This is a genomic window from Erwinia magellanica, assembly GCF_039023495.1.
GTDB lineage: Bacteria > Pseudomonadota > Gammaproteobacteria > Enterobacterales > Enterobacteriaceae > Erwinia.
Genome location: NZ_JBCHVC010000004.1, coordinates 236269 through 259418 on the forward strand (window position 1 = coordinate 236269; position 23150 = coordinate 259418).

The following is a 23150-nucleotide window of genomic DNA, read 5'->3' on the forward strand; positions in this document are numbered from 1 at the left end:
ACTGTCACGTTTTGGTGGACAATATGCAGATCGAAGACCTGAAAATTTACCTGGCGGTGATCCACGCCGGAAGCTTCACCGCCGCCGCCGATCTGCTGATGCTTTCCAAGCAATATGTCAGCCGCAGAATGGCTGCCCTGGAGGCTTCCCTGGGGGCACGGCTGTTGATCCGCAACACGCGTAAGCTCACGGTCACTGATTCCGGCAAAGTTTTTGCCCTGCATGCCCAGCGCATCATGGATGATATCCGTGAAGCTGAGCAGGCCGTTTCCGAACAGCGTCCTGAACTGCACGGCACCTTTCGCCTGAGTCTGCCGATGTCCTTTGGCATGAATCCCCTCTCTCCGCTTATTGCTGAATTTTTGACGCTGCACCCGGCTCTCCGCTTTCACGTTGAGCTTGCCGACCGCTATGTGGATGTGATTGGTGAAGGGTTTGATATGGCTATGCGCATCGGTAGCCTGGCCGACTCCACGCTGATAGCGCGTCATCTGGGCGATCTCAGCCGGGTTATCTGCGCAAGCCCAGACTACCTGCAACGTGTCGGCATCCCGCAGCTTCCGGAAGATTTACTGCATCACGCCTGTCTGAGATTTGGCCGCGAGGGGCAATATGGCTGGGAGCTGAATGTGGCGGGTCGCGGCAAGGTGATGGCCGTACAGGGGCCGATGCTGAGCAATAACGGCGAGGTGCTGCTGGATGCAGCGAAGGCGGGACTGGGGCTGGTTCTGCTGCCGCGTTTTATTGTGGGTCGGGCGCTGGAGCGTGGCGAACTGGTGACCGTGCTGGAGCCATTTCATCCTGCTTCCCTTCCGCTCAGCGCCGTTTATCCACAGCACCGTCAGCGAAGCGAAATTATTCAGGCTCTGCTGGCATTTTTACAGGGAAAGCTCAGCGAATAGCGCTGTTGGGCAACCTGAAAAAAGAACTGTTGCTGGCTCCGTTTTGTGCGTAAAGCAGGCAGCAATCGGCTGCCTGCCCGAGACGCCGCTGTTATTCCACGGCATCCACAATCGGATCGCGGACGATAAACAGATAGGAGAGCGCGCCAAGCACGGTGACGCAGGCACATAACGTCAGCGCCAGGCTGAAAGAGCCGGTTTTATCGAGGATAAAGCCGGTTAATACCGGGGCAAACGAGGCAAAGACAAAGCTGGCGAAGTTCTGGATACTGCCCACCGAGGCGGTCATGCGTGAGGTGACGTTCACATGGATCAGCCCCCAGCAGGAGGTGCCCGCAAAGTGAATACAGAACAGCGCCATGCCAATCAGCAGCACCGCCACAGAGGTTGTCGTTGCCTGTACCACCACGGCAGTAAAGGCAGCTGAGAACAGCATACCCGCCACGATACAGATTTTACGGGTTTTCACCGGCTGCATTCCACGACGCACCAGCGCATCCACCACATAGCCGTTCAGCAGCATGCCTGCGGCACCAAACAGGAACGGGATGGCTGTCAGCCAGCCGGTTGCCTTTAAATCCAGATGATAGGTGGTCTGCAAGTAGCCCGGCAGCCAGGCCAGGTAGAGCCAGGCGGTATAGTTAATGCCGCTGAAGCCGATCATCATTCCCCACATGGTGCGGTTCTTAAACAGACCACGCCACTCTTTCATGGTCATCGGCTCTTTGCGGGCGCTGACGCTACCCGCTTCCAGATAGTTGATCTCTTCTTTCGTCAGGCTCTTGTTATCGCGGTTGCGGTAAAGCATATACCAGCCTGCCGAGAGGAAAATGCCCAGCAAGCCGATGGTAACGAACATGCCGCGCCAGCCCAGAGAGAGCATCATCGCAGCCAGAATCGGCGGGCTGATGGCCAGGCCAATCATCGAGGCGGCGTTAAAGAAGCCCATCGGCATGCCACGCTCTTTGATGTTGAACCAGTCGTTGATCACCTTCACGCCGCACGGATTCATTGGCGCTTCGCCTATGCCCAGCCCAATGCGCACCAGAATAAACTGGGTAAAGTTATGCACCAGCCCAGAGAGCGCCTGAAAGCATGACCAGACGAACATACCAATTCCCAGCATAATACGTGGGCCTTTACGGTCCAGCAGCGTGCCGCAGGGCAGCTGCGCTATACCGTAAGCCAGAGAAAAGGCTGACAGCAGCAGGCCAATCTCCGTAGCGCTCAGCCCCATATCGCCGCGGATGGTCATATTGGCGACGGAGAGCGAACTGCGGTCAAGGTAGTTGATGACGGCTGCCAGAAACAGCAGGATCATCGCGGTGGTTTGCACGCGCTTGATGCGGGCAGAGCGGACCAGCTTGCCGTGCTGCGGAACAATCTCCACAGTCTCTTTGCCGGAGCCAATATCGCGGCCGCTGCCAGTCACAATCGGGCTGTTTTCCATAAAGCATTCCCCAGGGTCAGGTGTTCTTGTAATCCGCTTTGGGCGGTGAAGATATCCTGCTCAGAGTAAATGCCTTGTTAATTTCATAAGGCAATCATGTTGCGGTTCCGTGCTTCAGATTAGGCTTTACTGTTTTTTATTGGTTCTTTATCGCCAGGGGGCGGCAAAAGCGGGATCTCAGTCACTGTATTGCCGGATAGAGCGGATCATCGACTGCTTGGCGGTGGTGAGATGACGATGTAATTCACAGCTGGCTTCCACATCATTGCGGCTGATAATCGCGGTGAGGATCGCCATATGTTCCTCAAGCGCGACGATATTCCGCTGTTTTAAATCGCTTTCATCCCATTGATAATGCGAGTGAAAAATCACAGAGATAATCTCCAGCGACTGGTCGATAAAGGGATTATCTGCGGCAGAGAGGATCAGCTGATGCATTTCGCGATCCAGCTGCGCAAACATCCGGTAGTTGCTGGCGATGGTGTCGCGCATCTCACGATGGCGGCTGAGCAGATCACGGGCTTTAATCCAGCGTTCATCGCTGGCTGGCAGGTTAAGAAACCGGTTCAGGGCGTGCGTTTCCAGCATCTCGCGCAGTTCAAAAAGCTTTTCCGCATAGCGACGATCGAACTTTTTCATCAGCCAGTGGCCGCGACGCACGCTCTCAATCAAATTGTAGCGGCTGAAGCGCAGCAGAAATTCCCGCACCACTACCGGGCTGACGCCAACCTGTTGCGCCAGTTGCAGCTCGGAAAAGCTCTCTCCGGCGCACAGCGTCTTCTGGTTGATCATCTGAAAAAAAGCCTGTTCAAACTCGCGGGCCTGCTCATCCAGAGAGGTGCTTACGGCGTCGAAACCATCCTCCTGACCCGGTGTACGGACAATCACATAGTGTTCATCCACCTTATCCAGTACGCCGCGCTCATGCAGATGCGCCAGCGTGTGACGCACGGTGGTGCGACTGACATTGAACATCTCCGCCAGCGCGGCCTGTGGCGGCAGCGGCGAGCGGATATGTTTACTGGTGATGCCTTCCAGCATCTGGTTCACCACGTTATGGCGAAGATTTTGCGTGCGGCTCATGGCTTCTCCTGATTTTTATTTATTAAAAACCAATTCAGGCCCGACAAAGGCGCGTTCAGTCACAAATTCACCTCGCCGCGCTGCAAAGACAGGGGGTTTTATTCCATAACTCAGGCCAGACAATGGAGAAAACTCATGACCATGATGACCACGCTGGTGTGCCAGCAGCCGAAAGAGATGGCTTATCAGCAGCGCGCCAAACCAGAGCCTGCCGCCGGTGAAGCCCTGTTGAAAATTGTGACCGCCGGTATTTGCGGCACCGATATCCACGCCTGGGCAGGCAACCAGCCCTTTTTCAGCTACCCCCGCGTTCTCGGTCACGAGCTGTGCGGTGAAGTGGTTGCGCTGGGTGCCGGTGCGGAGCGCTTCCGCGTGGGCCAGAGCGTCTCGGTAATCCCTTATCTCTCCTGCGGCGCCTGTGCTGCGTGCGAAAGCGGTAAAACTAACTGCTGTGAAAAAATCTCGGTCATTGGCGTGCATCAGGATGGGGGTTTTTGCGACTATCTGAGCGTGCCGGTAAGTAACCTGCTGGACGTTACCGGCGTCGATGCGGAAGCTGCCGCCCTGATTGAACCCTTCGCTATCAGCGCCCATGCCGTTCGTCGCGCAGCCCTGGAGCCGGACGAAAGCGTGCTGGTGGTGGGCGCAGGCCCCATCGGGCTGGGCGTGGCGGCTATTGCTGACGCAGCAGGCGCGCGGGTGGTGGTTGCCGATACCAGCGCATTTCGGCGCGAGCATGTCGTGCAGAACCTGGCATTGCCCGCACTGGATGCCGCTGCCAGCGATTTTGAGCAGCAGCTGCGGGCGCAGTTTTCGGGTCGTCTGCCGGGTAAAGTGATTGATGCCACCGGCAACCCAACGGCGATGAACAACACCGTGTCGCTTATCGCCCACGGCGGCAGCATTGTGTTTGTTGGCTTACATAAAGGCGACATTCAGATCCCCGATACGGAGTTCCATAAAAAAGAGACCACGCTGATGGGAAGCCGCAACGCCACCCAGCAGGATTTTGAGAAAGTGGCGCAGTTAATGGCGGCGGGAAAAATCAGGGCCGGTATGATGCTGAATCAACGGTTTGCGTTTGCGGATCTGGCAGATCGTTTTGAGTCTGAAGTGATCAATAACCGTGAGTTGATCAAAGGCGTGATCCATTTTTAACGGGCAGGAACCCCTGAATAACCAGACTGCTCACTCTTTCCTCAGACAAGGCGATGAGTGAGCAGAGCGCTCTTTCCGCTTCAATGCGGGCAAAAGAGCTTTAATCAGCTTGTTAAAAGTGTGTACAGCGTCTCCAGATCCCGCGTCACCCACGCCACATCTTTAGCGAACTTTTCATCCGACATCAGCGGCTGACGAAACACGGTAATCAGCACCTGCGCCCCTTCCTGGTTCGCCATCACCCGCATCGGGACATACACCTCTTTGCCATAACCGCTATCCACATAGTGATCCATAACGCCAAAGGGGTTGTGGGCGGTAAAGCGGATTTTCACCACCCCATCCGGCCCGCTCGCTTTCCAGTGGGTACTTTCCTGCACCAGCGAAGATTGACTGAGGCCGGAAGCCCATTTCGGGAAGTAGTCAGGTTTCCAGATTGTCTCGTAAAGGTCCACCCAGTTACGAGGGATCGTCCGGGCAACGGTTTGCGATGGCAGCACAGCTCCTCCTGCATGTTGATAAGCGACAGCCGATTTAACCACCGGTGACAGGGGTTGCAAAGCAACGGCAAGCGAAACTGTTAACTGCCACAGAACTTACAGAAAGAGGCGCAACAAACCGGTTAATAGTTGACCGATATTAGCGTTAAGGCTAACATTTACTTTTCCAGGGAGGAGGAGAATATGTTTGAGGTTGAGTTTCATGAAGAAGCCGAAGGGGAATTACATCAATTGCCTGCCCACATCAGAGCCAAAATGGTCAGGCTCTTGCAGAGGTTAGAAGCTAATCCGCGTTCACTCAGGGAGCCGCATTCAAAGCCGCTGGGCAAAGGAATGTATGAAATTCGGACAATGGGTAATGATGTTGCCCGTGGATTGTGGGTTTACCACACTGGCAGTAAAATTTATGTCTTACGCATTTTTATCAAGAAGACAGCCAGAACCCCATTGAGTGAAATAGCGTTAGCCTGGAAGCGACTGGAGGATTTTTAATATGAAAGCAAAACCACTTTCTCAGATTCATAACGAATTAATGGAAGATCCCGAGTACCGTGCGGCATGGGAAGCGGAAGAAAGAAAAGAGCGGTTGCAGAAACTGCTGGTTGAGTGGAAAGCTCATGCAGGCCTGACCAGCGCGCAGGTCGCTGAACGGATGGGGATTAAACCGCCGACGATCTCCCGTATGGAGAAAAATATCACCTCTGCCAGTCTGGAAACGCTGGCCCGCTACGCGAAAGCCTGCGGCATCAGCAACGCCACGCTCTATTTTTAAGATGCTTTGCCGCCAGAGGCCTGCTGTATTTACAAAAGGTCTGGCGGCAGCTGTTCCTGAAGGTAATGGGATTGCCGCGCCAGCTCCCAGAGCCTGGTGCGGATTACCTGCTTCAGTTGCAGCGTGGAGTGCGACTGAGGCCGATCGCGTCGGCCAATCAGCATCACTTCAAACGGCAACGGCTGCGCTACAGGAACCACTCTGACCTGCCCGGCGTAGCGCCTGCCGGTGAAGAGATCGACAATTCCTACGCCGCCGCCCGCCAGTACCATATCCGCGATAACCGAATAGGTTTTAATCGAGAGCGAACTGGCGGGCTGCAACCCCTTGTCACGCAGGGCGCGGTGCAGCACATGGCCCAGCGGGTCCTCTTTCTGCATCATCAGCAAATTATTCTGGCATAGCCACTCCAGCGTGACGGGCGAACTCGCCTCCATTCCCAGCGGCAACAGCGCCACCATTGAAGAGTGAAACAGTGGCTCCGCCACCAGCTCTGCCGGTATCTGCTGACCAAATACCAGGGCGAAATCGAGCCGATCCTCCAGTAAATTCTGGCACAGCGTGCTGAAGTGTTCCGTCACCAGATCGACGTTCACCAGGCCATTCTGCCGCCGGTACTCCACCATGGCCGGTGCCAGAATCATCTGGCCGAAGGCGTGAGCCGCACCCACCCGCACTCTTTGCCCTTCTCCCCGTCGCAGCCTCTCGGTCAGGGTGCTGATAGCCTGCAACCGACTGTAAAGCTCGCGGATTTCCGGTATCAGCCGCTGGGCCTCAAGCGTCGGGATCATTCCCTGGCTGCGGCGCTCAAACAGCGTAAAGCCCAGCTGCTGCTCGGCATGACCCAACACCCGGCTGACGTTGGGCTGGGAAACGTTGAGTTGCCTGGCTGCCCCGCTGATGCTGCCGGTATCGATAATCGCCTGAAAAACTTCAATATGCCGCAGCCGCATGATTATTCACCCCAGGTGGCTTCCAGTACGCGTATCCAGTTGCCGTAGCACACTTTTTCCAGCAGAGGCTGGCTGTAGCCCCGCTCGCGTAGCGCGGAAACCAGCAGGGGTAAACCCGCCACATCTTTCATATCGGGCGGCAGCGTGGTGCCGTCAAAGTCCGATCCAAAGCCGACATTATCTTCGCCAACTTTTTCAATGAGATAATCCACATGGCGCACGATATCCAGCACCGTGGCGTCCGCCGCTTTTTTGCCATCGCTGCGCAGGAAGCTGGTACCAAAATTCACGCCCACAAAGCCGTGGGTTTCGCGGATAGCGGCAAGCTGACGGTCAGTAAGGTTGCGCGACTGCGGACATAACGCATGGGCATTGGAATGGCTCGCCACCAGCGGCGCGTTGCTGATTTCTGCCGTCTGCCAGAAGCCTTTCTCATCCATATGTGAGAGATCGACCATGATGCGCTTCGCATTACAGGCGCGCACCAGACGCAAACCAGCCTCCGTCAGGCCGTTGCCGATATCCGGGGAAGAGGGAAAGCGGAAAGGCACACCATCGCCGAAAATATTTGGCCGGCTCCACAGCGGGCCAAGCGTGCGTAAACCGGCCGCGTAGAGCACTTCCAGCAGCGCCAGATCTTCATCCAGCGCTTCTGCGCCTTCAATGTGCATGACCATCGCTATTGCACCCTGCTGCATGCAGTGGCGGATATCCGCCGCCGTCCGGCAAATCCGCGCCGCGCCAGCGGACTGCTGTTCAATACGCAGCAGCGTGGCGATCATCGACAGGGTTATCTCCAGCGCCTCTTTCCTGCCAGGGGTGGGTTCAATTTCGTTACAGCCCAGCACGCCGCGGTTTTTTTTCACAGCTGGCGCGTTTCTTGCAGCAAATCCAGCCGAAGGCACATAAGCCGCGAACAGTCCTCCGGCAAAGCCACCCTGACGCACTCTTGGCAAATCCATCTGCCCTGCCGCAGGGCCGTTCAGAAAAGCGGATGCCGGGTCATCCTGGTGGGAGAGCCACAGGCGCATCAGGAGATCGTTATGGCCGTCGAAGACGGGCAGGGAAACAGCATCAGGACGCAGTGATTGCATGAGGATTTCCGCTCTAAGTTCAGGATTATGCCGCTGCTTCATACTGACGCAGAGCGCACCAGCAGAGGGCAGGCCGCTTGCGCAGCAGACAAGCTTCGGCTTTCAGTACTACCTGACATTTTGGGTTACTGTCAAGGCAAAACAGACAATAAATCGCTAGTTTATTCTTTTATTTCAATATCTTGGAGACATCATGGTTACCAGAAGACGTTTTCTTGCAGGATGCAGTGCGGTTCCTTTTCTTTCTTACCTCTCACTGAACAGCGCCTTCGCCGCTACGCCGCCCTCTATGCTGGTGATGGCGATGCAGCTTGATAACATGACCAGTCTCGACCCCGCCGAAAGCTTTGAGGCTATCGGTTCTGAAATCTGCGGTAACCTTTACCAGCGTCTGGTGATGCCCAACCCGGCGAAGCCTGATGAAGTAAAGGGCGAGCTGGCAAAAAGCTGGGAAGTCAGCAGCGACAGCAAAATCTTCACTTTCCATCTGGACCCCTCCGTGAAGTTTTCTGACGGCAGCCCGCTAACGGCAGAAGATGCGGCGTTCTCCTTACAGCGCGTAGTGAAGTTGGATAAAAGCCCGGCCTTTATCATCAACCAGTTCGGTTTTACCAAAGAGAATGTCGAACAGAAGATTGTGGCGAAAGATGCCCATACGCTGGTACTCAACCTGAGCGAACCCGCCGCCGAAACTTTCCTGCTTTACTGCCTCTCTGCCCCGGTTGGCAGCATAGTGCAGAAGAAAACCGCACTGGCAAATCAGGCAGGGGACGACCAGGGGAACGCCTGGATCAAACAGCACAGCGCCGGCAGCGGGCCATTTACGCTGCGCGCCTGGAAAGCCAGCGAAAGCGTGATCCTGGAGAAAAACGAGAATCACCCATCTCAATCCCTCATTAAACGCGTGATTGCCAAACATATTATCGACCCGTCGGCGCAGCTGCTGATGCTGCAAAAGGGCGACGTGGATATTGCCCGTAACCTGACTACAGAGCAGCTGAAACCGTTGCAGGGCGATAACAATTTCCATGTTGTGGGTCAGGAAGTGGGCACGCTGACGCTGATGTCCTGTAATACCACCAACGAACATCTGGCCAAACCGCAGGTCTGGCAGGCGCTGAAGTGGGCGATTGATTACGACAGCATCCAGAAAAATATCATTCCCCTGACGCATAAAGTGCATCAGAGTTTCCTGCCAGCCGGTTTCCCGGCAGCGCTGAATGACAATCCCTTTAAAAAAGATGTAGCGAAAGCAAAAGCGTTGCTGGCGGAAGCGGGTTACGCCGACGGATTCGACATTACGCTCGATCACTACTCTGCCCAGCCTTTCCCGGATATCGCTCAGGCTCTTCAGACCCAGCTGGCCGAAGTGGGTATCAGGGCATCGCTGATCGCCTCTGAAAACCGTCAGGTTCTGACTAAAATGCGTGCGCGACAGCATCAGCTGGCTGTGACCTCCTGGGGGGCGGATTATTTTGATCCCAACTCCAATACCGAAGCGTTCTGCGTTAACACCGATAACAGTACCAATGCCCGTAACCGCACGCTGGCATGGCGTTGCGGCTGGTCTGATGAAGCGTTTAACAAAATGACCGTTGCCGCGCTGCATGAAACGGATGCGGCAAAACGCATTGCTCTGTATGAAAATATTCAGCAAGAGCACCGCGAAAAAAGCCCCTTTATTATGATGTTCCAGTCCGTTACGACCTATGCCAGCACTAAAAATGTCACGGGTATGCGGATTAGCGTGCTGAATGACAACCCCTACGAACAGGTGAAAAAAGCCTGATGTCGTGGTTAAAACGTATTGTCAGTACGCTGGGAAGCCTGCTGCTGACGCTGTTTGGCCTGTCGGTGTTAACGTTCTTTATCGGTCGGGTGATGCCGACCGACCCGGTACTGGCGGCGGTGGGGGACAATGCTCCCCAGGCCGTGGTAGAGCGCGTCCGTCAGGAGATGGGGCTGGATCAGCCCCTATACATTCAGTTCTGGCACTATCTCACGCAGATTGTTCACGGCGACTTTGGCCGCTCTGTTTTAACCTCTAACCCGGTCAGCCAGGATATCGCCCGCTTTTTTCCTGCCACGCTGGAGCTGGCTACCGCAGCGATTATTATTGCGGCGATCGTCGGCATTCCGCTCGGTGTCTGGGCCGCGGTGCGCCAGGGGAAATGGATTGATCAGATCATCCGCGTGCTCTGTCTGGCGGGGCACTCTTTGCCGGTCTTTGTGCTGGCGCTGCTGAGCCTGCTGCTGTTCTACGCCGTGCTGGGCATCGCGCCGGGGCCCGGTCGGCAGGACATTATCTATCAGGATATGGTGCCGCAGGTAACCGGGCTGCTGACGGTGGATTCTCTGCTGGCGGGAGATTACGACGCCTTATGGGATGCGCTGGCGCATATGGCGCAGCCCGTGTTAATCCTTGCCTGGTTCAGCATGGCTTACATCACCCGCATGACCCGCACGTTTATGCTGAATGCGCTGAGCGGGGAGTTTGTTATTACTGCCCGAGCTAAAGGACTCTCTTCACGCAGGGTTATCTGGCGTCACGCTTTTCCTACCGTTGCGGTGCAGTTAGTGACCGTGCTGGCGCTGACCTACGCCGGGCTGCTGGAAGGGGCTGTGGTGACGGAGAATGTCTTCTCCTGGCCAGGCCTTGGGCAGTATCTGACCACTTCACTGATGAATGCGGATATGAACCCGGTGGTGGGCGCCACCCTGCTGGTGGGCACGGTCTATGTGCTGCTGAATCTCTGCGCCGATATTCTCTACCGACTTTGGGACCCACGCGTAAAATGACCAATCTGACAAGAGCCTGGCTGCTCGACGAGACACCCTCCACCCGCCGTCAGGCAGTGTGGGGACGCCGCTATCGTCTCTGGCTGGGGCTGAAGCGCCATCCGCTGGCAATGAGCGGGCTGGTGGTGGTACTGGTGATGCTGCTGCTGTCGCTCGCTGCCCCGCTGCTCACCCCTTACGATCCCGGTTTTCAGGACCTGGCTAACCGCCTCGCCCGCCCTTCGGCTCAGCACTGGCTGGGCACCGATGAGCTGGGCCGCGATATCTGGACGCGTATTCTTTTCGGCGGCAGAACCACGCTGGGCATGGTGATTGCCGTGGTGCTGATCACCGCGCCGATTGGCCTGCTGACTGGCTGTATCGCAGGTTATGCTGGCGGTCTGCTGGATAAAGCGCTGATGCGCCTCACCGATATCTTCCTGGCCTTTCCCCGGCTGATCCTGGCACTGGCCTTTGTGGCCGCGCTGAAGCCTGGCGTGGAGAGCGCCATTCTGGCGATTGCGCTGACCGCCTGGCCCCCCTACGCCCGTCTGGCGCGCGCCGAAACGCTCCAGTTTCGCCACAGCGATTTCATTGCGGCCAGCCGTCTGAGCGGCGCTTCACCGCTGCGCGTGATCCTGCGTCACGTGATGCCGCTGTGCGTGCCGAGCCTGATTGTGCGGGTTACGCTGGATATGAGTTCCATCATTATTACCGCCGCCAGCCTGGGCTTTCTTGGCATGGGCGCCCAGCCGCCATCGCCGGAATGGGGAACCATGATCGCCACGGCGCGCCGCTTTCTGTTCAGCGAATGGTGGGTGCCGCTGATGCCCTGCCTCGCCATTTTTCTCACCTCGCTGGCGTTTAACTTCCTCGGCGACGGTCTGCGCGACGTACTGGACCCTAAGGAGAAGTAGATGCTGGTAGAGATAGAGAATTTACGCATCAGCTTCACCAGCGGTGCAGAGACCTTTGAAGCGGTACGCGGCGTTTCATTCAGCGTGGGCAAAGAGAAGTTCGCTATTGTGGGCGAAAGCGGATCGGGGAAATCCCTGACCGCCCGCAGCCTGATGCAGCTGCTGCCTGGCAGCGCGAAGGTCACCGCCGACAGGCTGAGCTTTGACGGGATTGACCTGCGCGGCGCCAGCGAGAAGAAGCTGCGTCAGGTGCGCGGCAAGCGCGTTGGTTTTATTCTGCAAGACCCGAAATACTCACTTAACCCGGTGATGACTATTGGTCAGCAGATTGCTGAAGCCTGGCGCGAGCACAAGGGCGACAGCAGGCGTGAAGCGATGAAAGCGGCTATCGAACTGCTGGCACAGGTTAAAATTCGTGACCCCGAACTGGTGGCAAAACGCTATCCGCATGAAGTTTCTGGCGGCATGGGGCAGCGCGTGATGATCGCCATGATGCTGGCACCTGATCCGGAACTGCTGATAGCCGATGAACCCACCAGCGCGCTGGATGCCACCGTGCAGGCAGAGATCCTGCGCCTGATTGACGATCTGGTTTCGCAGCGTGGCATGGGGCTGATCCTGATCAGCCACGATCTGCCGCTGGTTTCCCATTTCTGCGATCGCGTGGCAGTGATGTATGGCGGACGTATTGTCGAGATGCTGCAAGCCGGAGACTTGCAGCAGGCACAGCACCCTTATACCCAGGGCCTGCTGGCCTGCCTGCCTTCCCTTCGCCATCCGCGTGACCGTCTGCCGGTGATGCAGCGGGAAGCATCATGGAGAGAGGAATGAGTGGCTATATTTCCAACCCAACCGGCACGCTCACGCCTCTCGGGCCACCAGCTTTACGGCGAAATGCAGCGCCCTGCGAGGTTTCATTGTGATTGAAGTAGCTGATTTACACATCGCCTTTGGCACCCAGCAAGTGGTGAAAGGCGTCTCTTTTACTGTGGCTAACGGCGCCAGTTTTGGCATCGTGGGAGAGAGCGGCTCCGGCAAGTCCACCATTCTTCGCGCGCTGGCGGGCCTGAATAGTGCCTGGAGCGGTGAGATAAAGTTTGGCGGGATGGCGCTCTCTGCGCACCGTGGGCGCAGCTTCTTCCGCCAGGTACAGATGGTGTTTCAGGATCCTTACGGTTCGCTGCATCCGCGGCAGACCATCGACCGCATTTTGCATGAGCCGCTGCTGATCCACCGCTTCGACCGTGCAGAGCAGCGCATTGCTCAGGCGCTGGCCGAGGTGGGCCTGCCTGCGGGGGTTCGCTTCCGTTTTCCTCATCAGCTTTCAGGCGGCCAGCGCCAGCGCGTGGCCATTGCCCGCGCGCTGATAGCGGAGCCGGAAGTGCTGCTGCTGGATGAACCCACCTCCGCGCTGGATGTCTCGGTGCAGGCAGAGATCCTGAATTTGCTCAGTGATTTGCGGGAGGAGCGCAAGCTCACCTACATTATGGTGACGCATAACCTGGCCGTGGTCACCCACCTCTGCGCGCAGATTGGCGTCATGCAGCAGGGCGAAATGGTCGAGCAGCTTAGCGCTGAGGATCTTCGCGCCCGTCGCATTCAACATCCGCACACTGCGGAACTCTTTGATTTAAGCATGACGCTGGAGGAACCGGCATGACGCTGAACTGGCAGCAGGCGCAAAAAGTCGCCGACGACATTGCCGCAGGCTGGGGGAAACCTGGCGCGCCAGGCGGAGCCATTGCGCTGTTTGATGCTGAGAACCTGCGCAGCATCAGCGCAGGCGGGCTGGCGGATCTGGCCCAGAAGCGCGCATTTGATGGCGATACCGTGGTGCGTTATGCCTCGGTAACCAAACATATCTTCGCCTCGCTGGTTACGGGCGCAGCCAGCCAGCATCTCGGGCTGGAAGATCGGCTGGTTGAGCATCTGCCACAGCTGACCGGCGAAAATGGCCAGGTCACCGTAGGCCGCGCGCTGGATATGACTTCCGGCCTGCCGGACGTGCGTGAAACGCTCTCTCTGCTTGGGCTTTCCCTGTATAACGCCACCAGCGCCGCTGCCTTGCTGGCTTTGCTGGCGGAGATGGGCGATCTCAACTATCCGCCAGGCAGCGAGGTCTCCTATTCCAATACCGGCTACCGGCTGGTGGAAGAGGCGCTGAAAGCCAAAGGTGTGCTGCTGGCAGACCTGCTTGACGAGCAGATCAATCAGCCTCTGGGAACCCATTTTACCGCGCCGGAGACCTGGTTTGATGTGGTGCCAGGGCTGGTGCCCGGTTACTGGCAGCAGAACAACCAGTGGCTGCTGGCCAGCGCCGGGCTGCACCTTTCCGCTTCCGGCTCTGTTACCGGCAGCGTGACCGACCTCTGTAAATGGCTGCAATATCTGCTGGGTGAAGAGACGATTTTAAACCGGCTGATAGCGACCCGCTATCTCACCGATGGCCGGCCGGCCGGCTATGGGCTGGGCATTGCGCATTCGTCAGTGGGCGGCGTGAAGCTGGTGGGCCACGGCGGCTCGCATGCTGGCTATAAAAGCTATTTCCTGCTCGACCCACAGCAAAAAGTGGGGCTGGCTTTAGTGGCAAACCGCGAGGACGTGGCGAGTTTCGATATGGCGCTGGCAGTGATGGCCGCCTTACAGGATCAGGCTCTGCCGGAACGCGGCCACGCGCTGACGCCGGGGCTGTATGTTGCTGAAGCGGGCAGCGACTGGCTGGAGGTCAGCGCCAGCAGCATCACCTGGCTGGGCGCGACTGAAAACCTCTTTCGCGGCGAACAACCTGGTGAGGCCATCTCTCTTTCCAGTACTTTCCCGGTTCGGCTGCAACAGCAAGGCGGCACCATCCACGGCGAAATTGGCCTGGCCCCCAGAAAATTTGTTCGGGTGGAGCCGGAAAGCGCCACGCTGGCCGCCATTCAGGGGCGCTGGACGGTTGCGGAGATGCGCAGCGAACTGGTGATTGACGGGGCAAATATGGTCATGGGCATCGGCCCGGCTGCCATCACCGCCACGCTGGTCTCACTCGGCAAAGACCGCCTGTTAGCCACCGCGCAGGATGGCCCCTGGCAGAAACGCTTTGGGGTACAGGTTGAGGGCGACAGCCTGAAGTTACTGCTTAATCGCAGCCGGGTGGTGAAGTACCGGCGTTAAACGAAGGCCTGAAAGCTACCTGGAACAGCCTTCTTAAGACCCGCGTTTAGTCATCCTCAGTTCTGCGTCGAAGCGAGATAAGAAAAGGCGCTTAACAGGCTGACCAGAGTTGCCATGGTGGGCGCGGTGTAGCTTACCGTTATCGCGTCCTGCCGCTGTACGCCGGGGATCAGGCAGAAGAGATCGCCCAACACCGGTTTTGCCACCATCAGCTCCAGCGCGTAAGGGGCCTGGAGGCGGGTGGTGGTGACTTTGCGTGCGCGTTTCACCGCATTTTCTGCCGACTGGCGGATAGCTTCACGGGCGGCTTGCGGGCTGAGGGATTCGGCGCAGGTTTGTGAAATGGCGCGCTTCACGCACACATAGTCCACCGAGGGATAATAGTTGCCAATCCACTGCTGTAGCGCGTCATCGCCGGTTACCAGCCACAGCGGAGAATCCTGTTCTGCGCCGGCGGCGGCGTAAATATCACTTTCGCCCATCACTTCACCGTTGATCTTTACCCGGTAAAACGCCCGGCCATTGATGGTATGCGCCAGTACGCCAAACTCGCCTGCGGCGCTGTGGTAGCCCACAAACATCATGCCGTCATAAGCCTGCTGCTGTAGCCCTTCCACCATCGACAGGCCGCGCGGTTTTCCCTGGACCAGGCGCGCCCGCGGGTCGATATTCTCCGCCCGCAAGTTAGTCATCTGCGCGTGGCTGTCTGCCACCACCACTTCTGTTGCGCCGCCAGCAAATGCCCCCTCGATGGCGGCGTTCACCTCCTGCTCCATCAGGCCGCGCGCCAGCTGATATTCCGCATGGCCGGGGCTGCACTGTTCAGGACGCATTACGCCCGCGATGCCTTCAATATCAGCCGAAATAAAGATTTTCATCACAGCATTCCCTACAGGATAACAAGGTTGCCTTCCCTTCCAGCTCTGCCTGAACAGCGCTGAAAACGGAGGAGCGGATTGCGTTTTTTGGCCGCCTGGCAGGGCCAGCCGGTATTACTGAAAACGCCCCGTTTCTGACGCCAGCTGGTCCAGAAGCTCGCTCAGAGCAGGACGGTGATGCCCGCGAAAACCAGTTACCGCCTCCGCGCTGAGCAGCGCATCCAGCACCGCATGCTCAGTGGCATCGGCAGCGGCCATCAGCAGCGGTTCGAGGGCCGCATCCTCTGGCGGCTGCGGGACGGCGGTGGTGGAAAAAGCCACGGCAATATCGCCAGAGCCATGGCCCCAGTAGCTTCCCAGCCTGCCCAGCCCGGCACCGGCACGTTTGGCAATGCGTTTCAGCTGTCGGGCATCCAGCGGCGCGTCGGTCGCCATAATGATGATGATGGAGCCTGCATCACGCTGCGGCGTCAGCTCCGGCAGCAGCGGCTCTATCGCCTCCCCTACGCGCACGCCATCCAGCGTCAGGGCAGTGAGCGCGCCAAAATTAGCCAGCACCAACACCCCCAGCGTGGCGTTCAGTGCCGGAACGATCCGTGAGGCGGTGCCAATGCCTCCTTTCATACTGAAACAGCTCATACCCCGCCCTGCGCCCACGCTGCCGCGGGCAAAATCTGCTGTGGCTGTCGCCAGCGCCTGCTGCGCCATGTGGTCAGAGACGGCCAGCGCCTGAATATCATTCAGCCAGCCGTCGTTGCACTCCAGCACCAGAGGATTAACCGTAGGCAAAGAACGGCCCAGTTCAGGATTCTGCGCAATCGCCTCACGCACCAGCGCGGTGAAAAGCGTCCCCACAGCCAGCGTATTGCTGAGCAGGATCGGCGTTTGCAGTACGCCAAGCTCCTCCAGCTGCACCAGCCCCACCGGTTTGGCAAAGCCGTTCAGCACTGCCGCGCCGCAGGGCAGCGGCTGCATAAACAGGTTATCGCCCGGCGGCACAATAGCGGTGACGCCGGTCTGGCGTTCCCCCTCATCCAGCGTGAAGTGCCCGACCCGCACGCCCGGCACGTCGCTCAGGCTGTCGGTGGCGCCACAGCTACCGCGCGGATTGCCCAACTGGCGCGTCTCGCGCCAGCGTTGCAGTAACAGCTCAAGCGCCGCCTGACGATAATCCATCTTCTTACCCTTTCAGTTTGGGATCTAAGGTATCGCGCAGCGCGTCACCCAGCAGGTTAAACGCCAGCACCGTGACAAAAATGGCCAGGCCGGGAAAGACGCTGACGTGCCACTCTCCGGCCATCATCATACTGCGGCTCATCGCCAGAATATTGCCCCACTCCGGCACGTCCGGCTCCGGCCCCAGGCCGATAAAGCTCAGACCGGCAGCGGTAAGAATGCTGGTGCCGATACGCATGGTGAAATAGACGATGACGTTAGAGAGGGTGCCCGGCAGGATATGGCGGATCAAAATGATCCGGTCCGGCGCCCCGGCGCAGCGTACCGCTTCCACATAGGCAGCCTGTTTAAGCGAGAGCGTGGAGGCGCGCACAATACGGGCAAAAACCGGCACGCTGAACACCGCCACGGCGATAATGACATTATTTAACCCTGGCCCTAATATCGCAACCACCGCAATCGCCAGCAGCATGCCGGGGAAGGCAAACAAAACGTCGGAACCGCGCATAATCAGCATATCGACCCAGCGGCCATAGTAGCCCGCCAGCAGCCCAAGCACGATGCCCACCACCATGCCCGCGGTAACAGAAAGCACGCCGACGTAGAGCGAAATACGGGCGCCATAGATTATGCGGCTCAGCACATCACGCCCAAGGTCGTCGGTGCCCATCCAGTGTGCGGCAGAAGGCGGCGCGGAGAGCGCCATCCAGTCAGGTGTCATCGGATCCCAGGGTGCCAGCCAGGGGGCAAAGATCGCCACAATGACCAGCAGCAGAATAAAGCCGCCGGAGACCAGCGCCAGCGGGTTGCGCATCAGGTTTTGGATAAAATCATGCCACGGCGAGCGAAGCGTGCTGTTCTCCAGCACGCTCCTGGCAATGGCCGCTTCAGTCGTAGGCTTCATGCAGGCTCCTGACGCAGGCGAATAGCCGGGTTAACCACCGCATAGAGCAGATCCACCAGCAGGTTAATAACAATAAATTCAAACACGAACAGCATCACCAGCGCCTGGATCACCGGCTGGTCCTGAGATTTGATCGACTCGATCAGCAGCCAGCCCAACCCTGGCCAGCTAAAGACGCTCTCCACCACGATCGATCCGCCCAGCAGGAAACCGAATTGCAGCCCCAGCATAGTGATCACCGGGATCAGCGCGTTGCGCATCACATGCTTCCACGTCACCAGACGGTTACGCAGGCCTTTGGCCTTAGCGGTGCGGACATAATCTTCCTGAGCCACTTCCAGAAACGCCGAGCGGGTAAAACGTGCCATCACCGCCGCGACGGAAGACCCCAGCGTCAGGGCGGGCAGAATGATATCGCTGGGCTGACTGAACCCGCTGACTGAAAACAGGCCAAACGGCATCGCCACAAACTGGATCAGCAGCAGCCCCAGCCAGAAAGGCGGCATGGAGATGCCCCCCACCGCCAGGCTCATCAGCGTCCAGTCCTGCCACTTCCCCCGTTTCAGGGCGGAAACCACACCGATTATCAGCCCCAGCAGCACCGACCAGGCAAAGCCTGCCAGCGCCAGCCACATCGTTGGCATAAAGCCCTGGGCAATCGCTTCAGTCACCGGCTGTTGGGTACGGTAAGTCACGCCCAAATCGCCCTGCATCACGCCACCCAGCCAGTGAAGATACTGCTGCGGCAGCGGGTCATTCAGCCCCAGGTGCTGCCTTGCCGCCTCGACCGCTTCAACCGGCGCATCGGGGCCAGCGTAAATGCGTGCCGGGTCGCCCGGCAGTAATTTGATAAAACCGAACACCAACAGAGAGACCACCAGCAACACCGGGATCATTTCCAGCAAACGTCGGACAAGATAAGTAAACATAGGCGATTTCCTGGTTTATTCGGGTGCCTGGCAGCAAAGGCGGGAGCGCTCCCGCCACAGGGGATTATTTAAACTCAGCCTGATTGAACAGGAACGAACCATCTGCCAGCATCGACACGCCGGTCAGGTTCTTTTTCCTGCCGACCAGGTTATCCGGCGAACCCAGGAAGGCAATGGGGGCATCTTTCCAGATGATTTTCTGCGCTTGCGCATAAGCCGCCGCGCGCTTAGCGGGATCGGCCGTTTGCAGCGCGGCGGCGATAGCTTTATCCGCTTCCGGGTTGCTGTAGTAGGAGACGTTATAGGAGGTCGGCACCCAGGACTCGGTAGCGAACAGCGGGCGCAACGCCCAGTCAGCATCTCCGGTTGACGTGGACCAGCCGCCGTAATAGAGATCGAATTCGGCCTGCTTTGGATCCTTCACGCCCCACAGTTTGGCGTTACGCGCGCCGGAATCCATTGGCGTGACCGTCACGCGAATACCCACCGCGCCCAACTGCTGCTTGAGGAACTGTGCTGCACGTACGCTGGCAGTGGCGTTGGTTACCCACAGCTTGAGGTCCAGGCCGTTGGCAAAACCCGCCTCTTTCAGCAGCGCTTTGGCTTTCTCCGGGTTATAGCTGTAGTCCGGATCGCTCTGTCTGGCATAGAACTGCACCGCAGGTGGGATAGCGGAGGTGGCCGGTTTCCCCATGCCCGCATAGGCCACTTTCAGCCAGATATCGCGGTTGATGGCGTAGTTAATTGCCTGGCGCACACGCACGTCGGCCAGCGATTTATGCTGAGTGTTAATCGCCATGTAGTAGAGATAGATACTCTCATCGCGCTTTACCGCCAGCTTGCTGTCGCTCTGCACGGTGTTGATCAGGTCAGAAGGCAGAGGATAGATGGCATCTACCTGACCCGATTTCAGCGCCGCCACGCGGGTAGAGTCTTCCGGGCCTGGCGAGATATAGACGTTATCTACTTTCGGCCAGCCTTTTTGCCAGTAGCCGTCAAACTTGCTGAGTTTGACCTCTTTGCCCGGCTGCCAGCTGACAAATCTGAACGGGCCGGTGCCGACCGGATGCAGACGCAGCTGCGCCTCTTGCGGATACTGCCTGAGAATAGTGGGGCTCCACATCACGGCGGAAGGGTGCGCCAGGGTATTGATAAAGGCGCCAAACGACTGGTTCAGCACAACTTTCACCTGCGTTGGCGAGACCACGGTCACCGTTTTAATCATTTTATAGAGGCTGTTACGCTTCAGGCCTTTGGTCTGATCTGCCAGCCTGTCGAGGTTAGCTTTTACCGCTTCCGCATTAAACGGCGTACCGTCCTGGAAGGTCACGCCCTGACGCAGATTCAGGGTGAATTCAGTGGCATCCTCATTGCTGCTGTAATCCGTAGCCAGCCAGGGTACCAGCTTCATTTTGCTGTCGAACTGAAACAGGCGCTCAAAGATGCCCGCCTGCACCGAATAACTGGCGTTGTCGGAGGTATCGTGCGGATCCAGGCCCGTGATATCAACATAGGCGGAAATGCGCAGGTCCTGAGCCTGAGCAATACCCGCCAGGCACAATGACAGCCCAAGGGCGATGGCAGAACGACGTAAAAACGGCTTCATGATCTCTCTCCAGATGAGGAATTGAAATATTCGCTAACGGTGCATCTCCCCTTCGGCTACCCAGTGATGCGGGGCAACCTGGCGGTAACGGAGTTTTGTTACTTCTTCCCCAACCTTACGCAGCGGTGAGGGGATTTCACTCTCATCCAGCTCATGCACGCTGCGGCGGGCAGGATCGGCTACCGGCACAGATGCCAGCAGACGGCGGGTATAGGGGTGTTGAGGGTTAGTAAAGAGCGCATGACGCGGGCCGATTTCCACAATCTGCCCCAGGTACATCACCGCCACGCGGTTAGCAATGCGCTCCACCACCGCCATGTCATGCGAGATAAATATCCAGGCCACGCCGGTCTCTTTTTGCAGATCCATCATCAGGTTAACCACCTGAGCCTGAATCGAGACATCCAGCGCGGAGACGGCCTCATCGGCAATAATCACTTTTGGCTGGAGCGCCATCGCGCGGGCGATAGCGATACGCTGACGCTGCCCGCCGGAGAACTCATGCGGATAGCGACGGGCATGTTCCGGCAGCAGGCCGACGCTTTTCAGCAAGGCCTGCACCTGCGGCGTGGCCTCCTCCAGCGACTTCACCAGGCCATGCAGCAGCAGCGGCTCTGCGATGGTAAAACCCACCGTAAGGCGGGGATTCAGCGAGGCGTAGGGGTCCTGAAACACCATCTGAATTTCCCGACGCAGCGCATGAAACGCCGCCTCCTTTAGTGCGCTCACCTCCTCGCCGCGAAAATGGATGCTTTCTGATTCGCTGGAGATCAGCCGCAGCAGCGCCCGTCCGGTAGTGGATTTACCACAGCCGCTTTCGCCCACTATTGCCAGTGTTTCGCCAGGCCAGAGGCTGAAATCGATCTGCTCTACCGCATGCACCCGGTGGGTGAGCGCTGAAAACAGGCCGCTGCGTACCGGGTAATAAACCTTCAGCCCACGCACATCCAGCAGGGGTTTCTCTTCGTAGCGTGCGGTGATCTGCACGCCCTGGTCTTCATCCTGCTCCTCGCCCAGCAGCGGGAAGCGCTGCGGCCAGCGGCTCGCTTGCATATCGCCCAGCCGCGGCACAGCTGCCAGCAGCGCTTTGGTGTAGCTGTGTTCTGGCGCAGCAAATATCTGCTCCACGCTGCCCTGCTCCACCACTTCACCGCGGTACATCACCACCACGCGATCGGCAATTTCCGCCACCACCCCCATGTCGTGGGTGATAAACAGCACGGCCATGTCGCTTTGCTGTTGCAGGTCACGGAGAATTTGCAGAATGCGCGCCTGTACGGTGACGTCCAGGGCGGTGGTAGGTTCGTCGGCAATCAGCAGTTGCGGATCGCAGGCCAGCGCCTGGGCTATCATCACGCGCTGGCGCATCCCGCCGGAGAGCGAATGCGGATAGCTTTTCATCACCCGATCGACATCGGCAATGCGTACTTTGCGCAGCAGCTCGCGGGCTTTTACATCTGCGGTTTTGCTGTCGCACAGCTGATGATCCTTAAGCGCTTCCGTGAGCTGATCGCCCACCTTTAATACCGGATTAAGGGAGGTCATCGGCTCCTGAAAAATCATCGCCATATCGCGGCCGCGCAGCTTGCGGCGCTCCTCCACGCTCATGGTCAGCAGAGGATGGCTGGCCCCACTGCGCGGAGTGAAATGAATGGCACCGCGTTCAATGGTAGCCGAGGGTGCCAGCAGCCCCATTACCGCCAGCGAGGTGACGGATTTACCGGAGCCGCTTTCACCCACCACCGCAACGATTTCGCCCTTATTGAGGGTGAACGAGACGCCTTTCAGGGCAAGATTTTTCCCGGAGCGCCCGCTAAAGCTGACGCTGAGATCCTCCACCCGCAGCACAGGGGAAGGCGTGCCGGATCCGGTGGCGGTAAGGTCTGATTGCATGGGTTCCGTCATCGTGACTCCGGTGGCCCTGGCTCAGAGCCAGATGCGGCCCTGGTGGTAAGAGAGATAGGGAGAGCTGTCTGCCGCGAGCCAGATTGGCCCGTCGAGATCAACATGTTCCGCAGCAATGGCCACCGGCAGCGCGGCCTCCATTGCCAGCGATGAGCCGAGCATACAGCCCACCATCAGCCGCAGCTTCTGCCGCTTTGCCTCTTCCACCATCGCCAGCGCTTCGGTCAGGCCACCGCATTTATCAAGCTTGATGTTGATCATTTCATAGCGATTGCGCAGTCCGGCGATATCCCCCGAGTGGTGGCAGCTCTCATCCGCACAGACCGGGATGAGATGGTCAAAGCGCTGCAAATCAGCATCATTACCCGCCGGCAAAGGCTGCTCGATCATCGCGATGTTGTAGTGCGTCAGCGCCGCAAAAAGGCTGCCGAGATCCAGCCCGCCCCAGGCTTCATTGGCATCAATAATCAGCGTGACGCCAGGCGCAGCGGCACGGATCGCCGCCACTTTTTCCAGAATCAGCTCGCGGTTCAGCTTGATTTTCAGCAGGATAGCCCCGCGGGAAACCGCATCTGCCGCTGCGGCAGCCATCCTTTCGCTGCTCTCCAGACTCAGCGTTTCCGCAGTGATCACCGTGGCGGGCGGCTGAACATTTAGCCGTTGCCACAAGGTTTGCCTGTTCAGCGCCGCCTCAAGCCGCCACAGCGCGCAGTCCAGCGCGTTGCGGGCAGATCCCGGCAGCAGGCGGGTTTGCAGTGCCGACAGCGTTAAACCGTTCTCTACTTCTTCCTGTACGGCCGCCAGCTGCGCGGTCACGCTTTCAGCGCTTTCGTGATAGTGCGCCGTCGGCGTGCATTCACCACGCCCGATAAAACCCTGCTGTTCCAGCGTGACCCGTACTACGGTCACCGCCGTGCGGGTACCGCGAGCAATGGCGAACGGACGGGCCAGCGGCAGCTCCACTACCTCAACCTGCATGCGGCGCATAA

General features: G+C 58.2%; 22 protein-coding genes. 10 read left to right on the forward strand and 12 right to left on the reverse strand.

All coding sequences use genetic code 11. The annotated features are described in order from the left end of the window. Positions 1–23 precede the first annotated feature (23 nt). Complete coding sequence (locus tag AAH450_RS15555) at positions 24–902, forward strand: LysR family transcriptional regulator (protein WP_342911009.1); 879 nt, start codon at positions 24–26, stop codon at positions 900–902. A 91-nt stretch (positions 903–993) separates the two neighbouring features. Here AAH450_RS15555 and AAH450_RS15560 read toward each other — a convergent pair whose 3' ends face one another. Both AAH450_RS15560 and AAH450_RS15565 read right to left on the reverse strand, forming a co-directional pair. Further along, positions 994–2352 (reverse strand): MFS transporter, encoded by a 1359-nt coding sequence (locus tag AAH450_RS15560; RefSeq protein WP_342911010.1) that lies wholly within the window; start codon positions 2350–2352, stop codon positions 994–996. Positions 2353–2529: 177 nt separating this feature from the next. Then, entirely contained in the window at positions 2530–3435 is a 906-nt protein-coding gene (locus tag AAH450_RS15565) for a GntR family transcriptional regulator (RefSeq protein ID WP_342911011.1), read from the reverse strand. 135 nt (positions 3436–3570) lie between these two features. Here AAH450_RS15565 and AAH450_RS15570 point away from each other — a divergent pair, with 135 nt between their 5' ends. After that, a complete protein-coding gene (locus AAH450_RS15570; RefSeq protein ID WP_342911012.1) occupies positions 3571–4593 on the forward strand; it encodes a zinc-binding alcohol dehydrogenase family protein in 1023 nt (340 codons plus the stop codon). Between the two features lie 104 nt (positions 4594–4697). Here AAH450_RS15570 and AAH450_RS15575 read toward each other — a convergent pair whose 3' ends face one another. After that, positions 4698–5093, reverse strand: coding sequence for a polyketide cyclase (locus AAH450_RS15575; RefSeq protein ID WP_342911013.1), 396 nt, complete (start codon positions 5091–5093; stop codon positions 4698–4700). A gap of 183 nt (positions 5094–5276) precedes the next feature. Between AAH450_RS15575 and AAH450_RS15580 the strand changes: the two genes are divergently transcribed. Continuing rightward, positions 5277–5585, forward strand: a complete 309-nt coding sequence (locus AAH450_RS15580; protein ID WP_342911014.1) for a type II toxin-antitoxin system RelE/ParE family toxin — start codon at positions 5277–5279, stop codon at positions 5583–5585. Between the two features lies 1 nt (position 5586). Beyond that, the gene (locus AAH450_RS15585; RefSeq protein WP_318789199.1) at positions 5587–5865 is read left to right on the forward strand and encodes a helix-turn-helix domain-containing protein; all 279 of its coding nucleotides are present in this window, start codon (positions 5587–5589) and stop codon (positions 5863–5865) included. 29 nt (positions 5866–5894) lie between these two features. On the opposite strand, the gene AAH450_RS15590 is transcribed toward AAH450_RS15585, so the two are convergent. Together AAH450_RS15590 and AAH450_RS15595 are read right to left on the reverse strand one after the other, a co-directional pair. Then, the gene (locus AAH450_RS15590; RefSeq protein WP_342911015.1) at positions 5895–6818 is read right to left on the reverse strand and encodes a LysR family transcriptional regulator; all 924 of its coding nucleotides are present in this window, start codon (positions 6816–6818) and stop codon (positions 5895–5897) included. Between the two features lie 2 nt (positions 6819–6820). Next, on the reverse strand, positions 6821–7912 hold the full coding sequence (locus AAH450_RS15595) for a dipeptidase (protein WP_342911016.1): 1092 nt from the start codon (positions 7910–7912) through the stop codon (positions 6821–6823). A gap of 193 nt (positions 7913–8105) precedes the next feature. Between AAH450_RS15595 and AAH450_RS15600 the strand changes: the two genes are divergently transcribed. The 6 genes from AAH450_RS15600 (at position 8106) to AAH450_RS15625 (ending at position 14763) form a co-directional block, all read left to right on the forward strand. Beyond that, positions 8106–9701 carry an ABC transporter substrate-binding protein gene (locus tag AAH450_RS15600; protein WP_342911017.1) on the forward strand — a complete coding sequence of 532 codons (1596 nt, stop codon included), beginning with the start codon at positions 8106–8108 and terminating at the stop codon, positions 9699–9701. Then, positions 9701–10711 (forward strand): ABC transporter permease, encoded by a 1011-nt coding sequence (locus AAH450_RS15605; RefSeq protein WP_318789195.1) that lies wholly within the window; start codon positions 9701–9703, stop codon positions 10709–10711. Before AAH450_RS15600 ends, AAH450_RS15605 begins: the two co-directional genes overlap by 1 nt. Next, positions 10708–11607 carry an ABC transporter permease gene (locus tag AAH450_RS15610; protein ID WP_342911018.1) on the forward strand — a complete coding sequence of 300 codons (900 nt, stop codon included), beginning with the start codon at positions 10708–10710 and terminating at the stop codon, positions 11605–11607. Before AAH450_RS15605 ends, AAH450_RS15610 begins: the two co-directional genes overlap by 4 nt. Further along, positions 11608–12438: an ABC transporter ATP-binding protein gene (locus AAH450_RS15615; protein ID WP_342911019.1), complete on the forward strand. Its 831-nt coding sequence runs from the start codon at positions 11608–11610 to the stop codon at positions 12436–12438. Positions 12439–12526: 88 nt separating this feature from the next. Further along, entirely contained in the window at positions 12527–13267 is a 741-nt protein-coding gene (locus AAH450_RS15620; protein ID WP_342911020.1) for an ABC transporter ATP-binding protein, read from the forward strand. Then, positions 13264–14763, forward strand: a complete 1500-nt coding sequence (locus AAH450_RS15625) for a serine hydrolase domain-containing protein (protein ID WP_342911021.1) — start codon at positions 13264–13266, stop codon at positions 14761–14763. Before AAH450_RS15620 ends, AAH450_RS15625 begins: the two co-directional genes overlap by 4 nt. A gap of 56 nt (positions 14764–14819) precedes the next feature. Here the strand turns inward: AAH450_RS15625 and AAH450_RS15630 are convergent, their stop codons facing one another. The 7 genes from AAH450_RS15630 to dgcA form a co-directional block, all read right to left on the reverse strand. Further along, on the reverse strand, positions 14820–15641 hold the full coding sequence (locus AAH450_RS15630; protein ID WP_342911022.1) for a M55 family metallopeptidase: 822 nt from the start codon (positions 15639–15641) through the stop codon (positions 14820–14822). A gap of 114 nt (positions 15642–15755) precedes the next feature. Then, on the reverse strand, positions 15756–16817 hold the full coding sequence (locus AAH450_RS15635; RefSeq protein ID WP_342911023.1) for a DmpA family aminopeptidase: 1062 nt from the start codon (positions 16815–16817) through the stop codon (positions 15756–15758). Between the two features lie 4 nt (positions 16818–16821). Continuing rightward, entirely contained in the window at positions 16822–17721 is a 900-nt protein-coding gene (locus AAH450_RS15640) for an ABC transporter permease subunit (protein WP_342911024.1), read from the reverse strand. Then, positions 17718–18650 carry an ABC transporter permease gene (locus AAH450_RS15645; RefSeq protein ID WP_342911025.1) on the reverse strand — a complete coding sequence of 311 codons (933 nt, stop codon included), beginning with the start codon at positions 18648–18650 and terminating at the stop codon, positions 17718–17720. Before AAH450_RS15645 ends, AAH450_RS15640 begins: the two co-directional genes overlap by 4 nt. Before the next feature lie 64 nt (positions 18651–18714). Beyond that, complete coding sequence (locus AAH450_RS15650) at positions 18715–20256, reverse strand: glutathione ABC transporter substrate-binding protein (protein ID WP_342911026.1); 1542 nt, start codon at positions 20254–20256, stop codon at positions 18715–18717. A 33-nt stretch (positions 20257–20289) separates the two neighbouring features. Then, entirely contained in the window at positions 20290–22161 is a 1872-nt protein-coding gene (locus AAH450_RS15655; RefSeq protein WP_342911027.1) for an ABC transporter ATP-binding protein, read from the reverse strand. A 21-nt stretch (positions 22162–22182) separates the two neighbouring features. Then, the gene (dgcA, locus tag AAH450_RS15660) at positions 22183–23148 is read right to left on the reverse strand and encodes an N-acetyl-D-Glu racemase DgcA (RefSeq protein WP_342911028.1); all 966 of its coding nucleotides are present in this window, start codon (positions 23146–23148) and stop codon (positions 22183–22185) included. Positions 23149–23150: the final 2 nt, after the last annotated feature.

Bases quoted from the DNA above. Each gene is read 5' to 3' on its own strand.
- AAH450_RS15555 (WP_342911009.1), top strand. From the start codon at position 24: ATGCAGATCGAAGACCTGAAAATTTACCTGGCGGTGATCCACGCCGGA.
- AAH450_RS15560 (WP_342911010.1), bottom strand. From the start codon at position 2,352: ATGGAAAACAGCCCGATTGTGACTGGCAGCGGCCGCGATATTGGCTCC.
- AAH450_RS15565 (WP_342911011.1), bottom strand. From the start codon at position 3,435: ATGAGCCGCACGCAAAATCTTCGCCATAACGTGGTGAACCAGATGCTG.
- AAH450_RS15570 (WP_342911012.1), top strand. From the start codon at position 3,571: ATGACCATGATGACCACGCTGGTGTGCCAGCAGCCGAAAGAGATGGCT.
- AAH450_RS15580 (WP_342911014.1), top strand. From the start codon at position 5,277: ATGTTTGAGGTTGAGTTTCATGAAGAAGCCGAAGGGGAATTACATCAA.
- AAH450_RS15585 (WP_318789199.1), top strand. From the start codon at position 5,587: ATGAAAGCAAAACCACTTTCTCAGATTCATAACGAATTAATGGAAGAT.
- AAH450_RS15590 (WP_342911015.1), bottom strand. From the start codon at position 6,818: ATGCGGCTGCGGCATATTGAAGTTTTTCAGGCGATTATCGATACCGGC.
- AAH450_RS15595 (WP_342911016.1), bottom strand. From the start codon at position 7,912: ATGCAATCACTGCGTCCTGATGCTGTTTCCCTGCCCGTCTTCGACGGC.
- AAH450_RS15600 (WP_342911017.1), top strand. From the start codon at position 8,106: ATGGTTACCAGAAGACGTTTTCTTGCAGGATGCAGTGCGGTTCCTTTT.
- AAH450_RS15605 (WP_318789195.1), top strand. From the start codon at position 9,701: ATGTCGTGGTTAAAACGTATTGTCAGTACGCTGGGAAGCCTGCTGCTG.
- AAH450_RS15610 (WP_342911018.1), top strand. From the start codon at position 10,708: ATGACCAATCTGACAAGAGCCTGGCTGCTCGACGAGACACCCTCCACC.
- AAH450_RS15615 (WP_342911019.1), top strand. From the start codon at position 11,608: ATGCTGGTAGAGATAGAGAATTTACGCATCAGCTTCACCAGCGGTGCA.
- AAH450_RS15625 (WP_342911021.1), top strand. From the start codon at position 13,264: ATGACGCTGAACTGGCAGCAGGCGCAAAAAGTCGCCGACGACATTGCC.
- AAH450_RS15630 (WP_342911022.1), bottom strand. From the start codon at position 15,641: ATGAAAATCTTTATTTCGGCTGATATTGAAGGCATCGCGGGCGTAATG.
- AAH450_RS15635 (WP_342911023.1), bottom strand. From the start codon at position 16,817: ATGGATTATCGTCAGGCGGCGCTTGAGCTGTTACTGCAACGCTGGCGC.
- AAH450_RS15640 (WP_342911024.1), bottom strand. From the start codon at position 17,721: ATGAAGCCTACGACTGAAGCGGCCATTGCCAGGAGCGTGCTGGAGAAC.
- AAH450_RS15645 (WP_342911025.1), bottom strand. From the start codon at position 18,650: ATGTTTACTTATCTTGTCCGACGTTTGCTGGAAATGATCCCGGTGTTG.
- AAH450_RS15650 (WP_342911026.1), bottom strand. From the start codon at position 20,256: ATGAAGCCGTTTTTACGTCGTTCTGCCATCGCCCTTGGGCTGTCATTG.
- AAH450_RS15655 (WP_342911027.1), bottom strand. From the start codon at position 22,161: ATGACGGAACCCATGCAATCAGACCTTACCGCCACCGGATCCGGCACG.
- dgcA (WP_342911028.1), bottom strand. From the start codon at position 23,148: ATGCGCCGCATGCAGGTTGAGGTAGTGGAGCTGCCGCTGGCCCGTCCG.